Genomic DNA, 13944 nt, shown 5'->3' with positions numbered 1-13944 from the left:
CGGGAAGAACTGAACAATGACTATTCTGGTAACGGGTGGTGCGGGTTTCATTGGTGCGAATTTCGTGCTGGACTGGCTGGCCGGTAGCGACGAGCCCGTGGTCAACCTCGACAAGCTCACCTATGCAGGCAACCTGCAAACCCTCAGCAGCCTGCAGGGCGACAAGCGCCACATCTTCGTGCATGGCGATATCGGCGACTCCGAACTGGTAACCCGCTTGCTGAAGGAGCACCAGCCGCGCGCGATCGTCAACTTCGCCGCCGAGTCCCACGTCGACCGCTCGATCCATGGGCCCGAAGACTTCATCGAAACCAACATCGTCGGCACCTTCCGCCTGCTGGAAGCCGTACGTGCCTACTGGGGCGGCCTGGATGAACAGTCGCGCCAGGCGTTCCGTTTCCTGCATGTGTCCACCGATGAAGTGTACGGTTCGCTGGCTGCCGACGAACCGGCCTTCACCGAAACCCACCAGTACCAGCCCAACAGCCCGTACTCGGCCAGCAAAGCCGCCAGTGACCACTTGGTGCGTTCCTACCACCACACCTACGGCCTGCCGGTGCTGACCACCAACTGCTCGAACAACTACGGCCCGTATCACTTCCCGGAAAAGCTCATCCCGCTGATGATCGTCAACGCCCTGGCCGGCAAGCCACTGCCGGTGTACGGTGACGGCCAGCAAATTCGCGACTGGCTGTACGTCAAGGACCACTGCAGCGCCATCCGCCGTGTGCTGGAAGCCGGCACCACCGGTGAGGTGTACAACGTAGGCGGCTGGAACGAAAAGCCCAACCTGGAAATCGTCAACCGTGTGTGTGCCTTGCTGGACGAACTGCGCCCGCGCGCCGACGGCAAGCCTTACGCCGAACAGATCACCTACGTGACCGATCGCCCCGGGCATGACCGCCGTTATGCCATCGACGCCCGCAAGCTGGAACGCGAGCTGGGCTGGAAACCCGCTGAAACCTTCGAAACCGGTATTCGCAAAACCGTTGCCTGGTACCTCGACAACCAGGAATGGGTGCAAAACGTACAGTCTGGCAGCTACCGCGAGTGGGTTGAAAAGAACTACGCAGGGCGCTCGGCATGAAAATTCTGCTACTGGGCAAGGACGGCCAGGTAGGTTGGGAGCTGCAACGCAGCCTGGCCCCGTTGGGCCAGGTGCTGGCGCTGAACAGCCGCAGCCAGTCGCACTGCGGCGACCTGGCCAACCTGCCAGGTCTGGCCGAAACCGTGCGTACCTATGCCCCCGATGTGATCGTTAACGCCGCTGCCTACACCGCCGTCGACAAGGCAGAAAGCGAGCGCGAGCTAGCCTTCAAGGTAAACGCCGAGGCCGTGGGTGTGCTCGCCCGTGCTGCCGCCGACTGCGGCGCACTGCTGGTGCATTACTCCACCGACTACGTATTCCCGGGGCAGGGTGCCCAGGCCTGGCGCGAAGACGACACTGTCGGCCCGCTGAATACCTACGGCGCAAGCAAGCTGGCGGGCGAGCAAGCCATCCAGGCTGCCGCCTGCCAGCACCTGATCTTCCGTACCTGCTGGGTGTATGCCGCCCGCGGCAACAACTTTGCCAAGACCATGCTACGCCAGGCTGCCGAACGCGACAGCCTGGGTGTGATCGACGATCAGTTCGGCGCCCCCACTGGCGCCGAATTGATCGCCGACATTACCGCACACGCCATTACCGCCACCCGAGCCAATCCGGCTTTGGTTGGCCTGTATCACCTGGCGGCCGGTGGCGAGACCACCTGGTGCGGCTACGCCCGCTACGTGCTGGAACAGTCAGCAGCCCAAGGCGTGGCATTGAAAGCCCACGCCGAACAGGTCAACCCGTTGACCACGGATGCCTATCCGACCCCGGCCAAGCGACCGGCTAACTCGCGTCTCGATACCAACAAACTACAGAAGGCTTTTGCCCTGACTCTGCCAGACTGGCGCCAGGGAGTGGCCCGCATGCTCAAGGAAATTCACGAGAAATGACCACTATGAAGCGTAAAGGCATCATTCTGGCGGGCGGGTCGGGTACCCGCCTGCACCCAGCGACCCTGGCAATTTCCAAGCAGCTGCTACCGGTGTACGACAAACCGATGATCTACTACCCGCTGACCACGCTGATGCTGGCGGGCATTCAGGACATCCTGATCATCTCCACCCCGCAAGACACCCCCCGCTTCGAGCAACTGCTGGGCGACGGCCATCAGTGGGGCATCAACATCACCTACGCCGTGCAGGCCTCGCCAGACGGTTTGGCACAAGCCTTCCTGATTGGTGAAGACTTCATCGGCAACGACCTGTCGGCGCTGGTGTTGGGCGACAACATCTATTACGGCCACGACTTCCAGCAGTTGCTGCGCAATGCCATGGGCCGCGACGAAGGCGCCAGCGTATTTGCCTACCATGTGCATGACCCCGAGCGTTACGGCGTGGTTGAGTTCGATGACAAGGGCAAGGCGATCAGCCTGGAAGAAAAACCTGCCAAGCCGAAGTCCAGCTATGCCGTGACCGGGTTGTATTTCTACGACAAGGACGTGGTCGAGATTGCCAAAGGCATCAAGCCGTCTGCGCGGGGTGAACTGGAGATTACCGATCTGAACCGGGTGTACCTGGAGCAGAACCGGCTGTCGGTGGAGATCATGGGGCGCGGGTATGCCTGGCTGGATACCGGGACGCATGACTCGTTGCTGGAGGCTAGCGGGTACATCGCCACGATTGAGCGGCGGCAGGGGCTGAAGGTGGCTTGCCCGGAAGAGGTGGCGTACAGGCAGGGGTGGGTTGGGGCAGAGCAGCTGTTGAAGCTGGCTGAGCCGTTGGCCAAGAACGGGTATGGGCAGTATTTGAAGCGGTTGGTGGGGGATAGGGTTTATTGAGTGATCTGGCCTGTCCGTCGTCAACGGGGCGGGCCCAAGAATTCAATTCCGACTCAGAGTCGTGAGCGTTGGTAGCTATAGCGCGTTTTTCTACCCATGCAGCTTCAGCCTGTGAGTCGGATAGTTTCGCCGCTAACGCGTGCGTTCCTCATCGACAGCGAACCATGGGAGACCCCTCATTAGCTTGGCGGAACCTCTACCTAGCGAATTTGAACCATCAGGTCGTCCTTCAGGAATTATCCCTGTTGTCAGTGTGGGGGGGCCAAACACCTGCAAAATACTTGAATTAGCTATCAGCATATCGGCTACTGCCGGGTGAGCATGTCGTGGACTATCGGAGTGGACGAGGTGTAGCCGGCGGTGTGATACCACGAGGGACTTCAAAAAAACGTTGGGGGCACTAAAACGGTATCATTTGCGGTTTATTCATGGGCCTCATGTCAGGGAATTCAGAGATGCATGTCAAAAAAAATGTCCTATCGTCCCGATATCGACGGGCTGAGGGCTCTCGCAGTATTAGCCGTGGTGATTTTCCACTTTAACAAGCATTGGCTACCAGGCGGTTTTGTCGGTGTAGATATATTCTTTGTGATTTCAGGCTATCTGATTACAGGGATTATTGCAAAAGAAGTTTCAAAAAGGTGAGTTTTCCTTTGTAGAGTTCTATATGCGAAGGGTTTGACGAATTCTTCCAGCTGCATTCTTTCTGATATTTATTACTACATTGTTCGGTGCTGCCTTTATGGTGCCGGTGGATGCTCGAGACTTGGCGTCCTCGGCTATAGCATCCATTTTCTCAGTCGCGAATATCTATTTCTGGAAATACCTAGATGTAGGATATTTTGCTGCTTCCTCTGACTTGGTTCCACTACTGCATATGTGGTCGCTGGGGGTGGAAGAGCAGTTTTACCTGGTGTGGCCCGCTTTGTTAATTATTTTGTACAAGGTGGGAGGGCGCAAGGCGATAGTGTCCGCAGCAGTATTGATCGCCGCAGCCTCATTTTTGTACGGCGAAAGCAAGTTGTTTGCGGATCCGAAGTTCGCCTACTACATGCTCCCCTCGCGGGCGGGTGAGTTGCTGATCGGTGCCGTCACATATTTCATATGCCAGATGGTCACTTTCAGGGTTCAGCGGGCGTATGCGGAAATCATAGCTGCAGTGGGGTTGGCGATCGTTGTTTGGTCGCTATTGACGATTCGTGAAACGGATGGCTTCCCTGGTTTGATTTCGGCTGTACCTACAGTTGGCGTTGCATTACTTATCGCAGCAGGTAATTTCAGTTCCACGGCAGTAAATAGTCTTTTCTCATTGAGGCCCCTGGTTGCTATCGGTTTAATCTCTTTTTCCCTCTACCTTTGGCATTGGCCCGTGCTGGCGTTCTATCGATACGCGATGGGCGAGCCTGATCTGATGGGCGGGTTGATGTGCCGTTGTCATGACCTTGTTCTCGTATTTTGGGATTGAAAATCCATTCAGGCATTCGGGGGCGCCTGCTAAAGCCTATGCCCTTTCAGGGCTCTTGCTTGCAACTGGGGTGCTATCAATTGTTGCGATAAACTCGAATGGCTTGATTGAACTATTTTCTCCGGAAAACTACGCTGAGAGATTGGCGAAATTAAGTAATAACACGCGTTCTGCTTTTAGCTACAGCTATGTTTGTCAGGTAGGCGCAAAGCCAGAATTTATGAAATCTCAAAAATGCGTGGTTGGTGATCATCATAAAGTACCGCGTGCGATTTTGTTTGGTGACTCAAATGCGGCGCACTTTATGGGGTATTTCAAAGTGCTGTCTGAGCGCTATGGGTTCGCACTCAGGAATATAGAGCACTCATAAAGTCCGCCGTTTCCAGATGAGCGAAATATAAAGTACGCTCCGCCTGCATATAAAGATAGCTGCGTGAAATTTAATCAGATGGTTCGCGGGGAGCTTTCCAATTATGACACGGTTGTCTTGGGTGCGAGTTGGCATGCATACGTACGAGATCCGAGCTTCGAGTCAGATTTTCGGCAAACCCTGCGCCAGCTGACCGAAGCAGGAAAAACTGTGGTTATCGCACTGATAGCGCAGGCTTTATGGAATATAATCGTGAGTGCAGTAAAAAGTCGATCAAAATTCCCTTTATGTCGTGCGAGAAGCAAACGTCTTATGCAGATAAGGGCGACTATGCAGCAAATAAGTTGGTTGGTAAAATTGCTTTGGAATACCCGCGCACCAGCATATTTGGATTGCGTGATTTGATTTGTAGGAATGGCACCTGTTCGGCTTATCTAAATGGAAGTCCGTTTTATTATTATGAAGGACAACTCAGCATTATTGGCTCTGAAATGCTTGGTGCTGAAGCTCTGCGAACCAAAGTGCTGCCTTTAGGTTTGCTGGCGATCCTATCACGTTCAGGTGAACCGATTGCTAAAATTAGCAACGAATAAGGTGGTTGAGCGAGTGACCAGGGATTTAATTGCTGGTCTCTTGTGAGACGGATGAGGTGCAGTTCAGCGATTAAAGCATGGGCGGGTTTGAAGATGTCCGCCCATGCTTCTTCATCCGTCTATTTAGCTTCTTTAGGAAGCTCTACATTGAATCTACAGTGCACTTAGCTGACAGCTGTTCTTCGAGAACGTCTTTATAAAAAGCCATCACTTCCAGCGTCTTGTAAGTCTCTGGTGCAAGAAAGCGCGCATTTTGAGAGGCGTCGTACCACCGCACATCACGTCGTACACCGTCAACAACCAGGTAAAACGCGAAACTTCCGCTGTCGTGAATTCTGCCTTCTGTGACAAGAGAGCAATGCGCGAAAATTTCCCCATCGGCTTTAATCGCCGCTACAGTGAGTTTCGCACCTTTCGAAACAAATGGGGAATATGAACGAGCCTCCACGGCGGGTTCAGATACCGCTTCGTCCGAGTTTGCCGTTTTTTGTTTGATCTGAGACAAGGCCTCTTGATAGTAGCCCTCAGAATAATGGAAAGGGGAAACTCCCCAGCGATGGAATTCGTCTGCGGTCAACTGTGATGTAGAGAACTCCAGGAATTGATGCGCTGCCAACTCATGGCTTAGTACCTCGTACATCCACGCCAGTTCAGCGTTGGCTTTTTCGATGAAGGTCGATGCAACGGGGAAGGGGGATGTACTCGGCTTTTCAAATGCAGAAGACCAGAAAACCTTGTTGATCAATACGCGATCAAGCTTGTTCCGTTGTTTGAGGAGTGCGAAAAACTTTTGCATCCCCTCAAGCCAGAGTCGACGACGCTCCATTGAGCCTTGGGTAATAACTTTGAAGCCTTCAACCGATGGGGCCTCAAGTATTCCACTTTCAGTCAGCTCGTTTGAATGAGTTACAGTCTGTCCGGATGGCAGAACTATCAGATCAAAGCGCTCATCGATCAAGTCAATTAAGATGACGTCGGCGTTATCGAATTGGTTCTTGTCCGAGAGGATCTCTTTTGAGAAATCATATGCGACCATCCGGCGTCGAAAAGCCGATGGGATTTTCTCTAATGCTTCTGAGTTCTCGTAGGCTTCACTGCAGAGCGAAGCCATTGATGATCTCGCGTAGTACTCAAGCAAGTTGAAGTCGCGGCTTTCTTCAAGATTGAATATGTCTCTCGAAACGCAGCTGCCGTAGATAATTAAATTCTTGGTCACTGTTTTGTTTTAGCCTTTTGGATAGATGCACTTTTCTGGTACACCGATTGACGCGACTACAAATCCCATAAATCTCAGAAGCTCAACCGAACAGGCTACTTGGGTGCAGTACTGGTGCATTTCTGCGGAATCACAGGTGCTTGTAGGGGGCGACATATGGGATCCAATTCTTGTGCCTGAGCGTGTAGCTACATTGCATTATCGCGGGCAGGGAAAGCGAATGCAACGTAAGCAGGGCAGTTCTGAGGCATGCTTTGCACCTAGGACGGGGTGAGGACGCAAGGACGCTGGTCGGGCGTGGTCGCTAAGCTTTTGACTGTCGCGATCGTTGTGTGTGACCTCAGGGTAGGACACTCCACAGATGCAGAGAGTTCACTCTGATAGGGGGAAGTGCTAAAGCTCAGTTTTATGCAAGTGAAACAGGATCGGACATCGAGCGTCAGATGTGCGTGTCTGTGCGTTCGCGGGAATAATCATGTGTATGGCGGCAGGCGGATCGGAGGGGCAAGTCAGTTAAGGATTTTGTATTTATGATCTGTCATGCGTGCTGTGTATTTTGGAGAGATTTGTAAAATATCTTTGGCCATTTCTTTCTTGATGTTGTTGCGTGAAAATTGCTGAACAAAATCGAGTCGAGGCGTGTGCTGAAGTTGCAGTTGGTCGAAGGCCTTGACTGCTCCCTCCAAATCGCAAGGGCTGAATAATGCAGTGTTCTTGATTCGTTTTTTTGCGAATCGTCCGGCATATCCAGAAAGACCGCCCCAAATGGGTTTGTTCGTGGCAGCATATTCGAAAATTTTAGAGGGTAGTACGCGTCGAAAAGCCTTCAAGTTATTAAGGTGCAGAAAAAGCACATCCGCGTGACGATAGACGCGTAGCAGGTCTTCACGTTTCATGGGGGGCGAAATCGTGACGTTATCGACCTCTGCCTGTGTCAGAGCAAGCTTGAGTTCTTTTAAGGCACTACCTGCTCCGATTAAATGGAAGTCAACTTTCTCGGCAAGCCGCTTTGCAAGCTCAGGAAGGATCTGATGTAGTCCTTGTCCGCTGCCGATATTGCCTGCATAAACTACCTTAAGCCGCTTTGGTACGCTGCCATGAGTCGAAGGCTGAATGGCTGAATTCTGGTTGATGAATAAGTCATCAACGCCATTTGTATAGAGCGTGAATTTTCGCCCGGGGTAGCGGGTATTGAAGTAGGGCAGGAAGCCTGGCGATATCAAATTGACTCGCGTGGCGCGATTTATCGTCCAGCGTTCTATCGGTGAAAAAATTGAGGCGGCGAACTTGCCCCAGCGTGCGGGCAAAAGATCTCGTAAAGTGTCGACAAGGATGTCGCGAATATCCAGGTATAAACCGCAGCCTTTGCGTTGGGCGATAAATGCACCAAGCGATGCGGTCATAAGGCGTGACGACGTCGCAAAAACCAAGTCATATTGCTGATTGCGTGTGGCTTTTAGGGCGTTAAGTGCGAAGCTGACGAAGGCTCTGGCCTGGTCTCTGATTCCGCTTCGATGCGCGGGTATGTCAATGCGCCGAATTTTAAGCAGAGGGGAGCATTCCAGGCTTACAGCATTAGCTGTGTAGGAGTGATAACGATTCGGATGGGTTGTAATTACATCGATATCTACATGCTCACCCAGTTCGGCACGCAGTGCATTGACTAGTGCTTCTGCACGAAATGACCCCGCCGAAAGGTCTGGAGGGTAGTAAAAACTCAGCAGAAGGATTCGAGTCGTCATGGTCTAACACGCTCGATCGTGGGCGGCGACTTCAGAATGGTTTTGTAGAGATCTACCAAGCGGCTCTCCTGTTCCTCCCAGTTAAGGGTTATCGCGGTCGAACGCGCATTGGTGGCAAATGTGCTCCGCAATTTGAAATCTGTAACCAGTTGATTAAGTGCTTCGGCCAGTGACGATGAGTCATTGGCTGGAACCAACAAGCCGACATTGTTATTGCGCACAATTCGGCGTATTTCTGGAAAGTCGGTGGCAACAACAGGCAGTCCTGCGATCAGATACTCAAATAGCTTGTTCGAATCAGTGGTGTAATGATTGAGGCAAGTGTTCTCAATCGGCTGTACACCGATGTCTGCTGATGCAGTATAGTTTGGCAGCTGTGATAAAGAGACAGTGGGGATAAAATGCACACGCTCTTGAAGCCCTAGTTCATCACGGAGATGAGTTAGATCCAGCGTTAAGCGGCCACCGCCTATGAATACAAAATAGGCATTTGGCACATTCGCAGCCGTGCGGATTAGTTTTTCCAAGCCCCGTCCCTGCTGTAAGCCACCTTGATACAGGATAATCGGCCAAGGAGCTTTAAGTTTTAGCTCTTCCCTAATGCGATTCGAAGTCTCGCAGTGCGTGAGCCGAGGTCGATTTTGCAGGACGGTTGGCCTTGGAACACCATAGGCGCGAGCGAAATATTTGGCTCTCGCGTCTGTGGTCGTAATGCTTCCGTCTACACTGGGCATTAACTGCTTCTCTACAAAGCCAACCAGGCGGCGAAAGCTGCTATAGCCCTCACGGCTGGTACTTATTTCGTGGGCATCATAAACAAGCCGAGCTCGGCTGAAACGTGCTGCTAACCAGGCTGTAGGCAGAGTGTTCACGTCATGAGAATGAACGACATTTGCCCGATATCGAACCATTTGCCAGAGAAGGGCCATATGGGTCCAGGTTCTTGCAATGAGGCGAAGAATCTGGTGTTTTACAGAGAGCTTACCGATTGGGCCTTTATCTTTGCTGCTGGCAGAGATCTGGGTGGGCACAGAGCTACCCTTACGCAAGCGCCACAAGGGGCTGCGAGCAACCCGGAGTACCTGAATGCCTCCTTCAAGTTGCTCCTGTTGCCGTGTAACGCCAGGTGTGTGCAAAGCAAAGACTTTAACTTGATAGCCTGCACGCTGGAGGGTTTGAGCTTCCTTCAGTACTCGGGCATCATTTAGGAACTCGTTCCACACCACCATGGCTACGCGTTGCATGCGCTTTCCTCAATTACTGGTTGGTTAAGTTTTTCGGTCAACCCGGTAATTTGGGGAAGGAGCTCTGCTGCTGATATGTAGTTTTGGCGCACCAGCAACTGATCCAATTGGAAGCACAATGCAGAAATGCGCAGATGCGCCACGGTTAACTCCTGCATGTCTGTGCGATGCTCCTTAAGATCAGCCAACAATTCTACGAGCAAAGGTCCGAGCTTTTTTGACACCTGGAAGCTTGCGCCAACAGGTTCCAGGCTCCAATTACCCCAGTAACTGGCTGTCAGTATACCGTTATCGGAAATGAAAATCTGGTCCTTGCCGACCTGAGAATTGCACACGTGCAGAGGGAGTGTGCGTAGAAGGTATCGAGTGCTGTCGATGCATTGAATAAATTCTGTGAATGCTTTTTGGTGTGTGCTGATTTCTAGCGCTTCACCGAGATTAGCGAGCGCTGAGTCGCTCAGTCTATCCCACAGTAAAGGGCGCGACCGAGTGTATTTCTGTATCAAGGGTTGAGAAGGTATGCTTCTCATGAGCGCTTTGCTTAGTTCGACTTGGTGTATGCCGTACTCGACGGGAGGTATCTTGTTCAGATGCTCCGCACGGAAAATGTGGCAATGAAAGCCCTCTAGAATAGTTGCATGCACGAACGGCAGGCTTCGAAGGTTCCTGACCTGAGGCTCGGACAGCAGAGTTGCTTCGTTTATCGCTAATGTGCTTCGGGTAGTGTTGAATACTTTCAGAAGGTAGATATCTTCTGTTCCCTGTGCACACGTAGATCTCACCTCTAATGCAAAGATGTCGTGCACGCCGCTTTGGTGCCAATTTATACAGTGGTTCGTATAATTTTTATCACTGACATCCTTGAGTAGGGCGGGGACCCAGTTATTGATATTGTTATGGGTAAAAATGCTCCAAAACTTTGTGGCTTTGGATTTTATTTCGCCTGTTAATTTGTGTCCGTTGAAAAATAGTGCCGATATTTGCAGGCGCTGCTCTTTTAGTAAAATGATGTCTTGAATTAGCAGGGTCGCACGCTGCATGATCTGTCGCGTTAGCAGCACGCCGATAATTGCTGGGAGCAAGCTCGGCGGGGTGTCAGAGAGAAGGTCATACGCAAGGTAACAAAAGGCTGCAAGAAACCCCAAAGATCCCAGTGAGTTAATGAGTTCATGGGTCCCTTCATTTGAAGAGGTTGATGCGCCTTTCCGTAACGTCGACTTCGCTTTGGCCGCGATGCCCATGCAAAACCAAAATGAAATGACTGCTATTGTAAGTTCGAGATAAATGAAACCAAGTGCGCCTATAGTCAGCGCCAAAAAGACTACGGCGGCAAGGCTGCGCGTAAGTCGCAGATAGGCTTTGCGAGCTACATCATCTTGTCCATCGAATACGATTAATTTACTGCTATTGTTAACTAGTTTTTCACTTCCAAGGATTGTTAGTTTTTTGGTCAGTGATTCGGAAGCCAAATACAGTAGGTAAAATGCAACGGCTGCAATGCAGAGAGCTACGAACAAATCTTTCCGCTCGAACTCCTTGAAGTATTCAGGGAAATAGGAGGGGATTGAAGGGGAGCCTATGAGGATGATGGCTTTCAATGGCAGGTATGAGGCTGCCAATAAGCTGATCTGCGCCGCCAGTGTGAAGATTATGATGGTTAAAGTTAGCCCCGGAATGTTGCGAGTTATCTTGGATGCAACGGAATAAATCCATCGTCCTGAGGTTGGGTTTGTGTTTACAACTTCGCTCATGATAACTGGCCTTGTATCAGATGCATCTGAGTATTCCGGGGCATTACTTTAATTTACTGCCCAGGACAGTACAGCTTGGGTGGTCGCCTGATTCGGGTTAGCTTGCTTGAAGTTGGCGACGATCATCGCGGAGTTTGGCTTCTTGAAGTAGACTTGAATGATCGATTCTTCTTGGGTTTTAACAGTTGGCTTGTAGCCATTTTTTTCGAATTGTTGACTGAAATTTTGGTAGACGGTGTTCAGGTCTGCGGTGGTTTCGAAGTAATGGTATTGGCGGTCCTTGTCATCTTTGGTCGCCATATAGCTTTTGGTGCTTTTGACGTTGTTCAAAGAGATCTTGTTGCCTTCTTTGAGATTGATGTTGGCCACGTCAGGCGCATCACAAGCAGTCAGGAAGAGGGCAAGAATCGAGTACAGGGCAATCTTTTTCATGTTTAATCCGTAATTTTCAGTTGTGGTGAGCAGTAATGATGAATTGCGCTTCTGTAGCGTTCTTCATTTCAAATGCAACCATCGACGTGTCAATTTGTTGCATGAATCCAACGCCGCTGATGCCTTTCACAAGTTGATCATCGTTCCAGCCTGTGACGATCGTGCAGGGGCAGTTCGAAGCGATGGTGATTCGATAGCTGGACGCAGGGTGACGAATTTCTACGCCCTCTTCGGTCTTGGTTACCTGGGTGCCGTCGCCGCAGTGGAACAGGCTGAACATAGGCTTGTCTCTCAGCGTTGCATGGATCTCATCGCTGATCTCGAGCTGCAGGCGGTCGAGGTAACCGGTGATGCCACGTTTGATGAGTGTGTCTTCAAACGCGTCATGCGAGCCATTCAGGCTAAAGCCATTTTCACTGACTTCCCCGGACAACTGGGCGTGGCCAGGTTCGATGCTGTAAGGCACATCGCCGATAACCGGGTTGTTGTGCGAGTAGGCCCCCCTCAGGAAGTTCTGGACAGGTTTGAGATACTCGTGCGAGTAGAAGCTCGGGTCGATGAGCCACTCGATACCGTCCATGAACAACGTGAAGGACAAGTTGTCCTGGTGCTTGTGGGTTTTGCACAGCGACGTTGCAAACATGGTCAGCATGTATGCAGTTTGCGCGTGATTACCCTTGATGATGGCGTAGCCGGCCGTCGGCAGGATCGTTGCCGATGGTGTCGGATAGTTCTTGCTGTTGCGTACCGTTTCCGGGTCCGGGTTGGCGCGGCGGAAGGTGTCGCCCTGGGCTGGAGAGCGGTTGTCCGGGTAGCGCAGGAAGTCCGAGAACTTTAACAGTTCTTCGGCAACCGTCGGAATGGTCGTGACGTGCGAACTCTGCTGGGCCAGTTCACCGGCGAAAGCGATCAGGCGCTGTACACCCTGGTGATAGCCAATGGAGTTTTCAACGAACACGGCATAGCCGTTGTCGCGAACAATCAAGGTATCAAGCTGGTCGGTCAGGCGTGACAATGCCAGCGCTTGCCAACGCTCGGAGCACGGGAAGTCTGGCATGGCCAGGCTGGTCGCCAGCAAAGCCATATCCTGAAACCATGCATGGTTGTGGTAACGCGAGGCTTGGTGGGAGGCGTAGAACATCTCCGATGCCAGCAACTGGGCGTGCTTGAAGATGGCCGAACGCAGGCGCACCATGAAGCGCTGCTCAAACTGCTGCCGCACACCGATATCCCAGATCATCAGGAACGCCAGCAGCCGCTCGGCGGTACCGTGGTCATACCAGGCGAACTTGCGGTCTTCGTCGGCATTGAAGTAGCTGCGCTCCAGCCAGTTACTGATGAACTCCCGCGCCGGGAACAGCGGCGCTACGCTGCCTTCCTGCCGTGCGTGCAGCATCAGAATGATCGCGGGATGCAGCGAGTGCCACGAGAAGCGGTAGGTGCCAACAGCGTCCAGCTCATCGGGCAGCGTCTGTTGCCAGTCCCACGCCAGGCCGATGTTCCCGTAAAGCGGACAGACACCTTTCCGCAAATAGTCATTGGCCTGGGTCGGCACATCCTTGAAGCACTTCTCCATGTACGCATACAGGGAGTCGCAGAGCGCTTCGGAAAGCGGCTCCTTGGCAAAGTCTTCTGTCAGCCAACCAGTGGGTGCTTCGTTTTCATGCCAGCAGGTCAGGCGTTCGATCTCCAGAGAGGAGCCTTCTGCCTTGGGTTGCCCTTTGAAGTACAGCTTGATTTCTTCCAGCTCGCAGGCCGCTGGAGTTTCCCAGTTATTCTGAATACCGAACGCCAGGTCATTGTGGCCGATGGTGAAGTCAACCCACTGCCCACGTGCCGCATTGACGATCTTTACGTGGCGATAGCTACCCTCGAAGGTGTAACCAACCCCGATGTAGTTCAGTTTTTCCCAGTCCGAAAGGCGGAAGCGCAGATGCAGTCCGTTGCCATGGAAAGAACGTGGCAGCTTGAAGCGAACCTGATAGACGCTGGCATTACCGCTGAAGGTAAATACCGGGTTGTCGTTTTCCATTGCGGCACGCGCGTTGCCACTGAAGCCCTGAAGGGTCAGAGGCTCATCGGCTTCGCTGCCGTGGTTGCAGAACGACCTGTAGTCGAGAATGTCCCGGTCTGAGAGAAAGTCCAACGCCGGCTTGTCAACCATGGGTACCGGTGTGGCCTCGATTTCGTCTTCTTTGAAGAAGCGATCGCGGATTATCTTGAGCATGTCTTAGTAAATATTCTAAAAAGTGAAAAAAGCTCAG

Annotated in this window: 13 protein-coding genes and 1 pseudogene; 8 read left to right on the top strand and 6 right to left on the bottom strand. The window is 52.2% G+C overall.

Annotated features, from left to right (window positions below; translation table 11 throughout):
• Nucleotides 1-16: 16 nt before the first annotated feature.
• From rfbB to D8767_RS29350, 8 genes and pseudogenes are all read left to right on the top strand, one after another.
• Nucleotides 17-1087, top strand: coding sequence for a dTDP-glucose 4,6-dehydratase (gene rfbB / locus D8767_RS21995; RefSeq protein WP_025754738.1), 1071 nt, complete (start codon nucleotides 17-19; stop codon nucleotides 1085-1087).
• Nucleotides 1084-1980 (top strand): dTDP-4-dehydrorhamnose reductase, encoded by an 897-nt coding sequence (rfbD, locus tag D8767_RS21990; protein ID WP_029380331.1) that lies wholly within the window; start codon nucleotides 1084-1086, stop codon nucleotides 1978-1980. The genes rfbB and rfbD overlap by 4 nt, the downstream gene beginning before the upstream one ends.
• 5 nt (nucleotides 1981-1985) lie before the next feature.
• A complete protein-coding gene (gene rfbA / locus D8767_RS21985; protein WP_016715041.1) occupies nucleotides 1986-2867 on the top strand; it encodes a glucose-1-phosphate thymidylyltransferase RfbA in 882 nt (293 codons plus the stop codon).
• A gap of 459 nt (nucleotides 2868-3326) precedes the next feature.
• Nucleotides 3327-3512, top strand: coding sequence for an acyltransferase (locus D8767_RS29370; RefSeq protein ID WP_225850523.1), 186 nt, complete (start codon nucleotides 3327-3329; stop codon nucleotides 3510-3512).
• A gap of 97 nt (nucleotides 3513-3609) precedes the next feature.
• Nucleotides 3610-4332: an acyltransferase gene (locus tag D8767_RS29365; protein ID WP_016715042.1), complete on the top strand. Its 723-nt coding sequence runs from the start codon at nucleotides 3610-3612 to the stop codon at nucleotides 4330-4332.
• Nucleotides 4304-4702 (top strand): hypothetical protein, encoded by a 399-nt coding sequence (locus D8767_RS29360; protein WP_231115684.1) that lies wholly within the window; start codon nucleotides 4304-4306, stop codon nucleotides 4700-4702. Before D8767_RS29365 ends, D8767_RS29360 begins: the two co-directional genes overlap by 29 nt.
• Before the next feature lie 78 nt (nucleotides 4703-4780).
• A pseudogene (locus D8767_RS29355) lies at nucleotides 4781-4861 on the top strand (hypothetical protein); the annotation flags it as partial.
• Nucleotides 4862-4941: 80 nt separating this feature from the next.
• The gene (locus D8767_RS29350) at nucleotides 4942-5295 is read left to right on the top strand and encodes a hypothetical protein (protein ID WP_231115686.1); all 354 of its coding nucleotides are present in this window, start codon (nucleotides 4942-4944) and stop codon (nucleotides 5293-5295) included.
• A 142-nt stretch (nucleotides 5296-5437) separates the two neighbouring features.
• On the opposite strand, the gene D8767_RS21975 is transcribed toward D8767_RS29350, so the two are convergent.
• From D8767_RS21975 to D8767_RS21950, 6 genes are all read right to left on the bottom strand, one after another.
• Nucleotides 5438-6511, bottom strand: a complete 1074-nt coding sequence (locus D8767_RS21975; RefSeq protein WP_016715043.1) for a DUF6270 domain-containing protein — start codon at nucleotides 6509-6511, stop codon at nucleotides 5438-5440.
• Between the two features lie 509 nt (nucleotides 6512-7020).
• Complete coding sequence (locus D8767_RS21970; RefSeq protein ID WP_029380332.1) at nucleotides 7021-8253, bottom strand: glycosyltransferase family 4 protein; 1233 nt, start codon at nucleotides 8251-8253, stop codon at nucleotides 7021-7023.
• Nucleotides 8250-9497 (bottom strand): glycosyltransferase family 4 protein, encoded by a 1248-nt coding sequence (locus D8767_RS21965; RefSeq protein ID WP_080578129.1) that lies wholly within the window; start codon nucleotides 9495-9497, stop codon nucleotides 8250-8252. Before D8767_RS21965 ends, D8767_RS21970 begins: the two co-directional genes overlap by 4 nt.
• Nucleotides 9485-11248: a hypothetical protein gene (locus D8767_RS21960; RefSeq protein ID WP_063977419.1), complete on the bottom strand. Its 1764-nt coding sequence runs from the start codon at nucleotides 11246-11248 to the stop codon at nucleotides 9485-9487. The genes D8767_RS21965 and D8767_RS21960 overlap by 13 nt, the downstream gene beginning before the upstream one ends.
• Nucleotides 11249-11296: 48 nt before the next feature.
• Nucleotides 11297-11680 (bottom strand): hypothetical protein, encoded by a 384-nt coding sequence (locus tag D8767_RS21955; RefSeq protein WP_016715048.1) that lies wholly within the window; start codon nucleotides 11678-11680, stop codon nucleotides 11297-11299.
• A gap of 16 nt (nucleotides 11681-11696) precedes the next feature.
• Nucleotides 11697-13907 (bottom strand): heparinase II/III family protein, encoded by a 2211-nt coding sequence (locus D8767_RS21950; protein WP_016715049.1) that lies wholly within the window; start codon nucleotides 13905-13907, stop codon nucleotides 11697-11699.
• Nucleotides 13908-13944: the final 37 nt, after the last annotated feature.

This window comes from Pseudomonas sp. LTGT-11-2Z (genome assembly GCF_003691445.1).
GTDB classification, from domain to species: Bacteria; Pseudomonadota; Gammaproteobacteria; order Pseudomonadales; family Pseudomonadaceae; genus Aquipseudomonas; species Aquipseudomonas monteilii.
The sequence above is the reverse complement of the archived record's forward strand: the minus strand, read 5'-3'. Positions and strand labels throughout refer to the sequence as shown.

Bases quoted from the DNA above. Each gene is read 5' to 3' on its own strand.
- D8767_RS29365 (WP_016715042.1), top strand. From the start codon at position 3,610: ATGGTGCCGGTGGATGCTCGAGACTTGGCGTCCTCGGCTATAGCATCC.
- D8767_RS21955 (WP_016715048.1), bottom strand. From the start codon at position 11,680: ATGAAAAAGATTGCCCTGTACTCGATTCTTGCCCTCTTCCTGACTGCT.
- rfbD (WP_029380331.1), top strand. From the start codon at position 1,084: ATGAAAATTCTGCTACTGGGCAAGGACGGCCAGGTAGGTTGGGAGCTG.
- D8767_RS29360 (WP_231115684.1), top strand. From the start codon at position 4,304: ATGACCTTGTTCTCGTATTTTGGGATTGAAAATCCATTCAGGCATTCG.
- rfbB (WP_025754738.1), top strand. From the start codon at position 17: ATGACTATTCTGGTAACGGGTGGTGCGGGTTTCATTGGTGCGAATTTC.
- rfbA (WP_016715041.1), top strand. From the start codon at position 1,986: ATGAAGCGTAAAGGCATCATTCTGGCGGGCGGGTCGGGTACCCGCCTG.
- D8767_RS29350 (WP_231115686.1), top strand. From the start codon at position 4,942: ATGGAATATAATCGTGAGTGCAGTAAAAAGTCGATCAAAATTCCCTTT.
- D8767_RS21970 (WP_029380332.1), bottom strand. From the start codon at position 8,253: ATGACGACTCGAATCCTTCTGCTGAGTTTTTACTACCCTCCAGACCTT.
- D8767_RS21960 (WP_063977419.1), bottom strand. From the start codon at position 11,248: ATGAGCGAAGTTGTAAACACAAACCCAACCTCAGGACGATGGATTTAT.
- D8767_RS29370 (WP_225850523.1), top strand. From the start codon at position 3,327: ATGTCAAAAAAAATGTCCTATCGTCCCGATATCGACGGGCTGAGGGCT.
- D8767_RS21950 (WP_016715049.1), bottom strand. From the start codon at position 13,907: ATGCTCAAGATAATCCGCGATCGCTTCTTCAAAGAAGACGAAATCGAG.
- D8767_RS21965 (WP_080578129.1), bottom strand. From the start codon at position 9,497: ATGCAACGCGTAGCCATGGTGGTGTGGAACGAGTTCCTAAATGATGCC.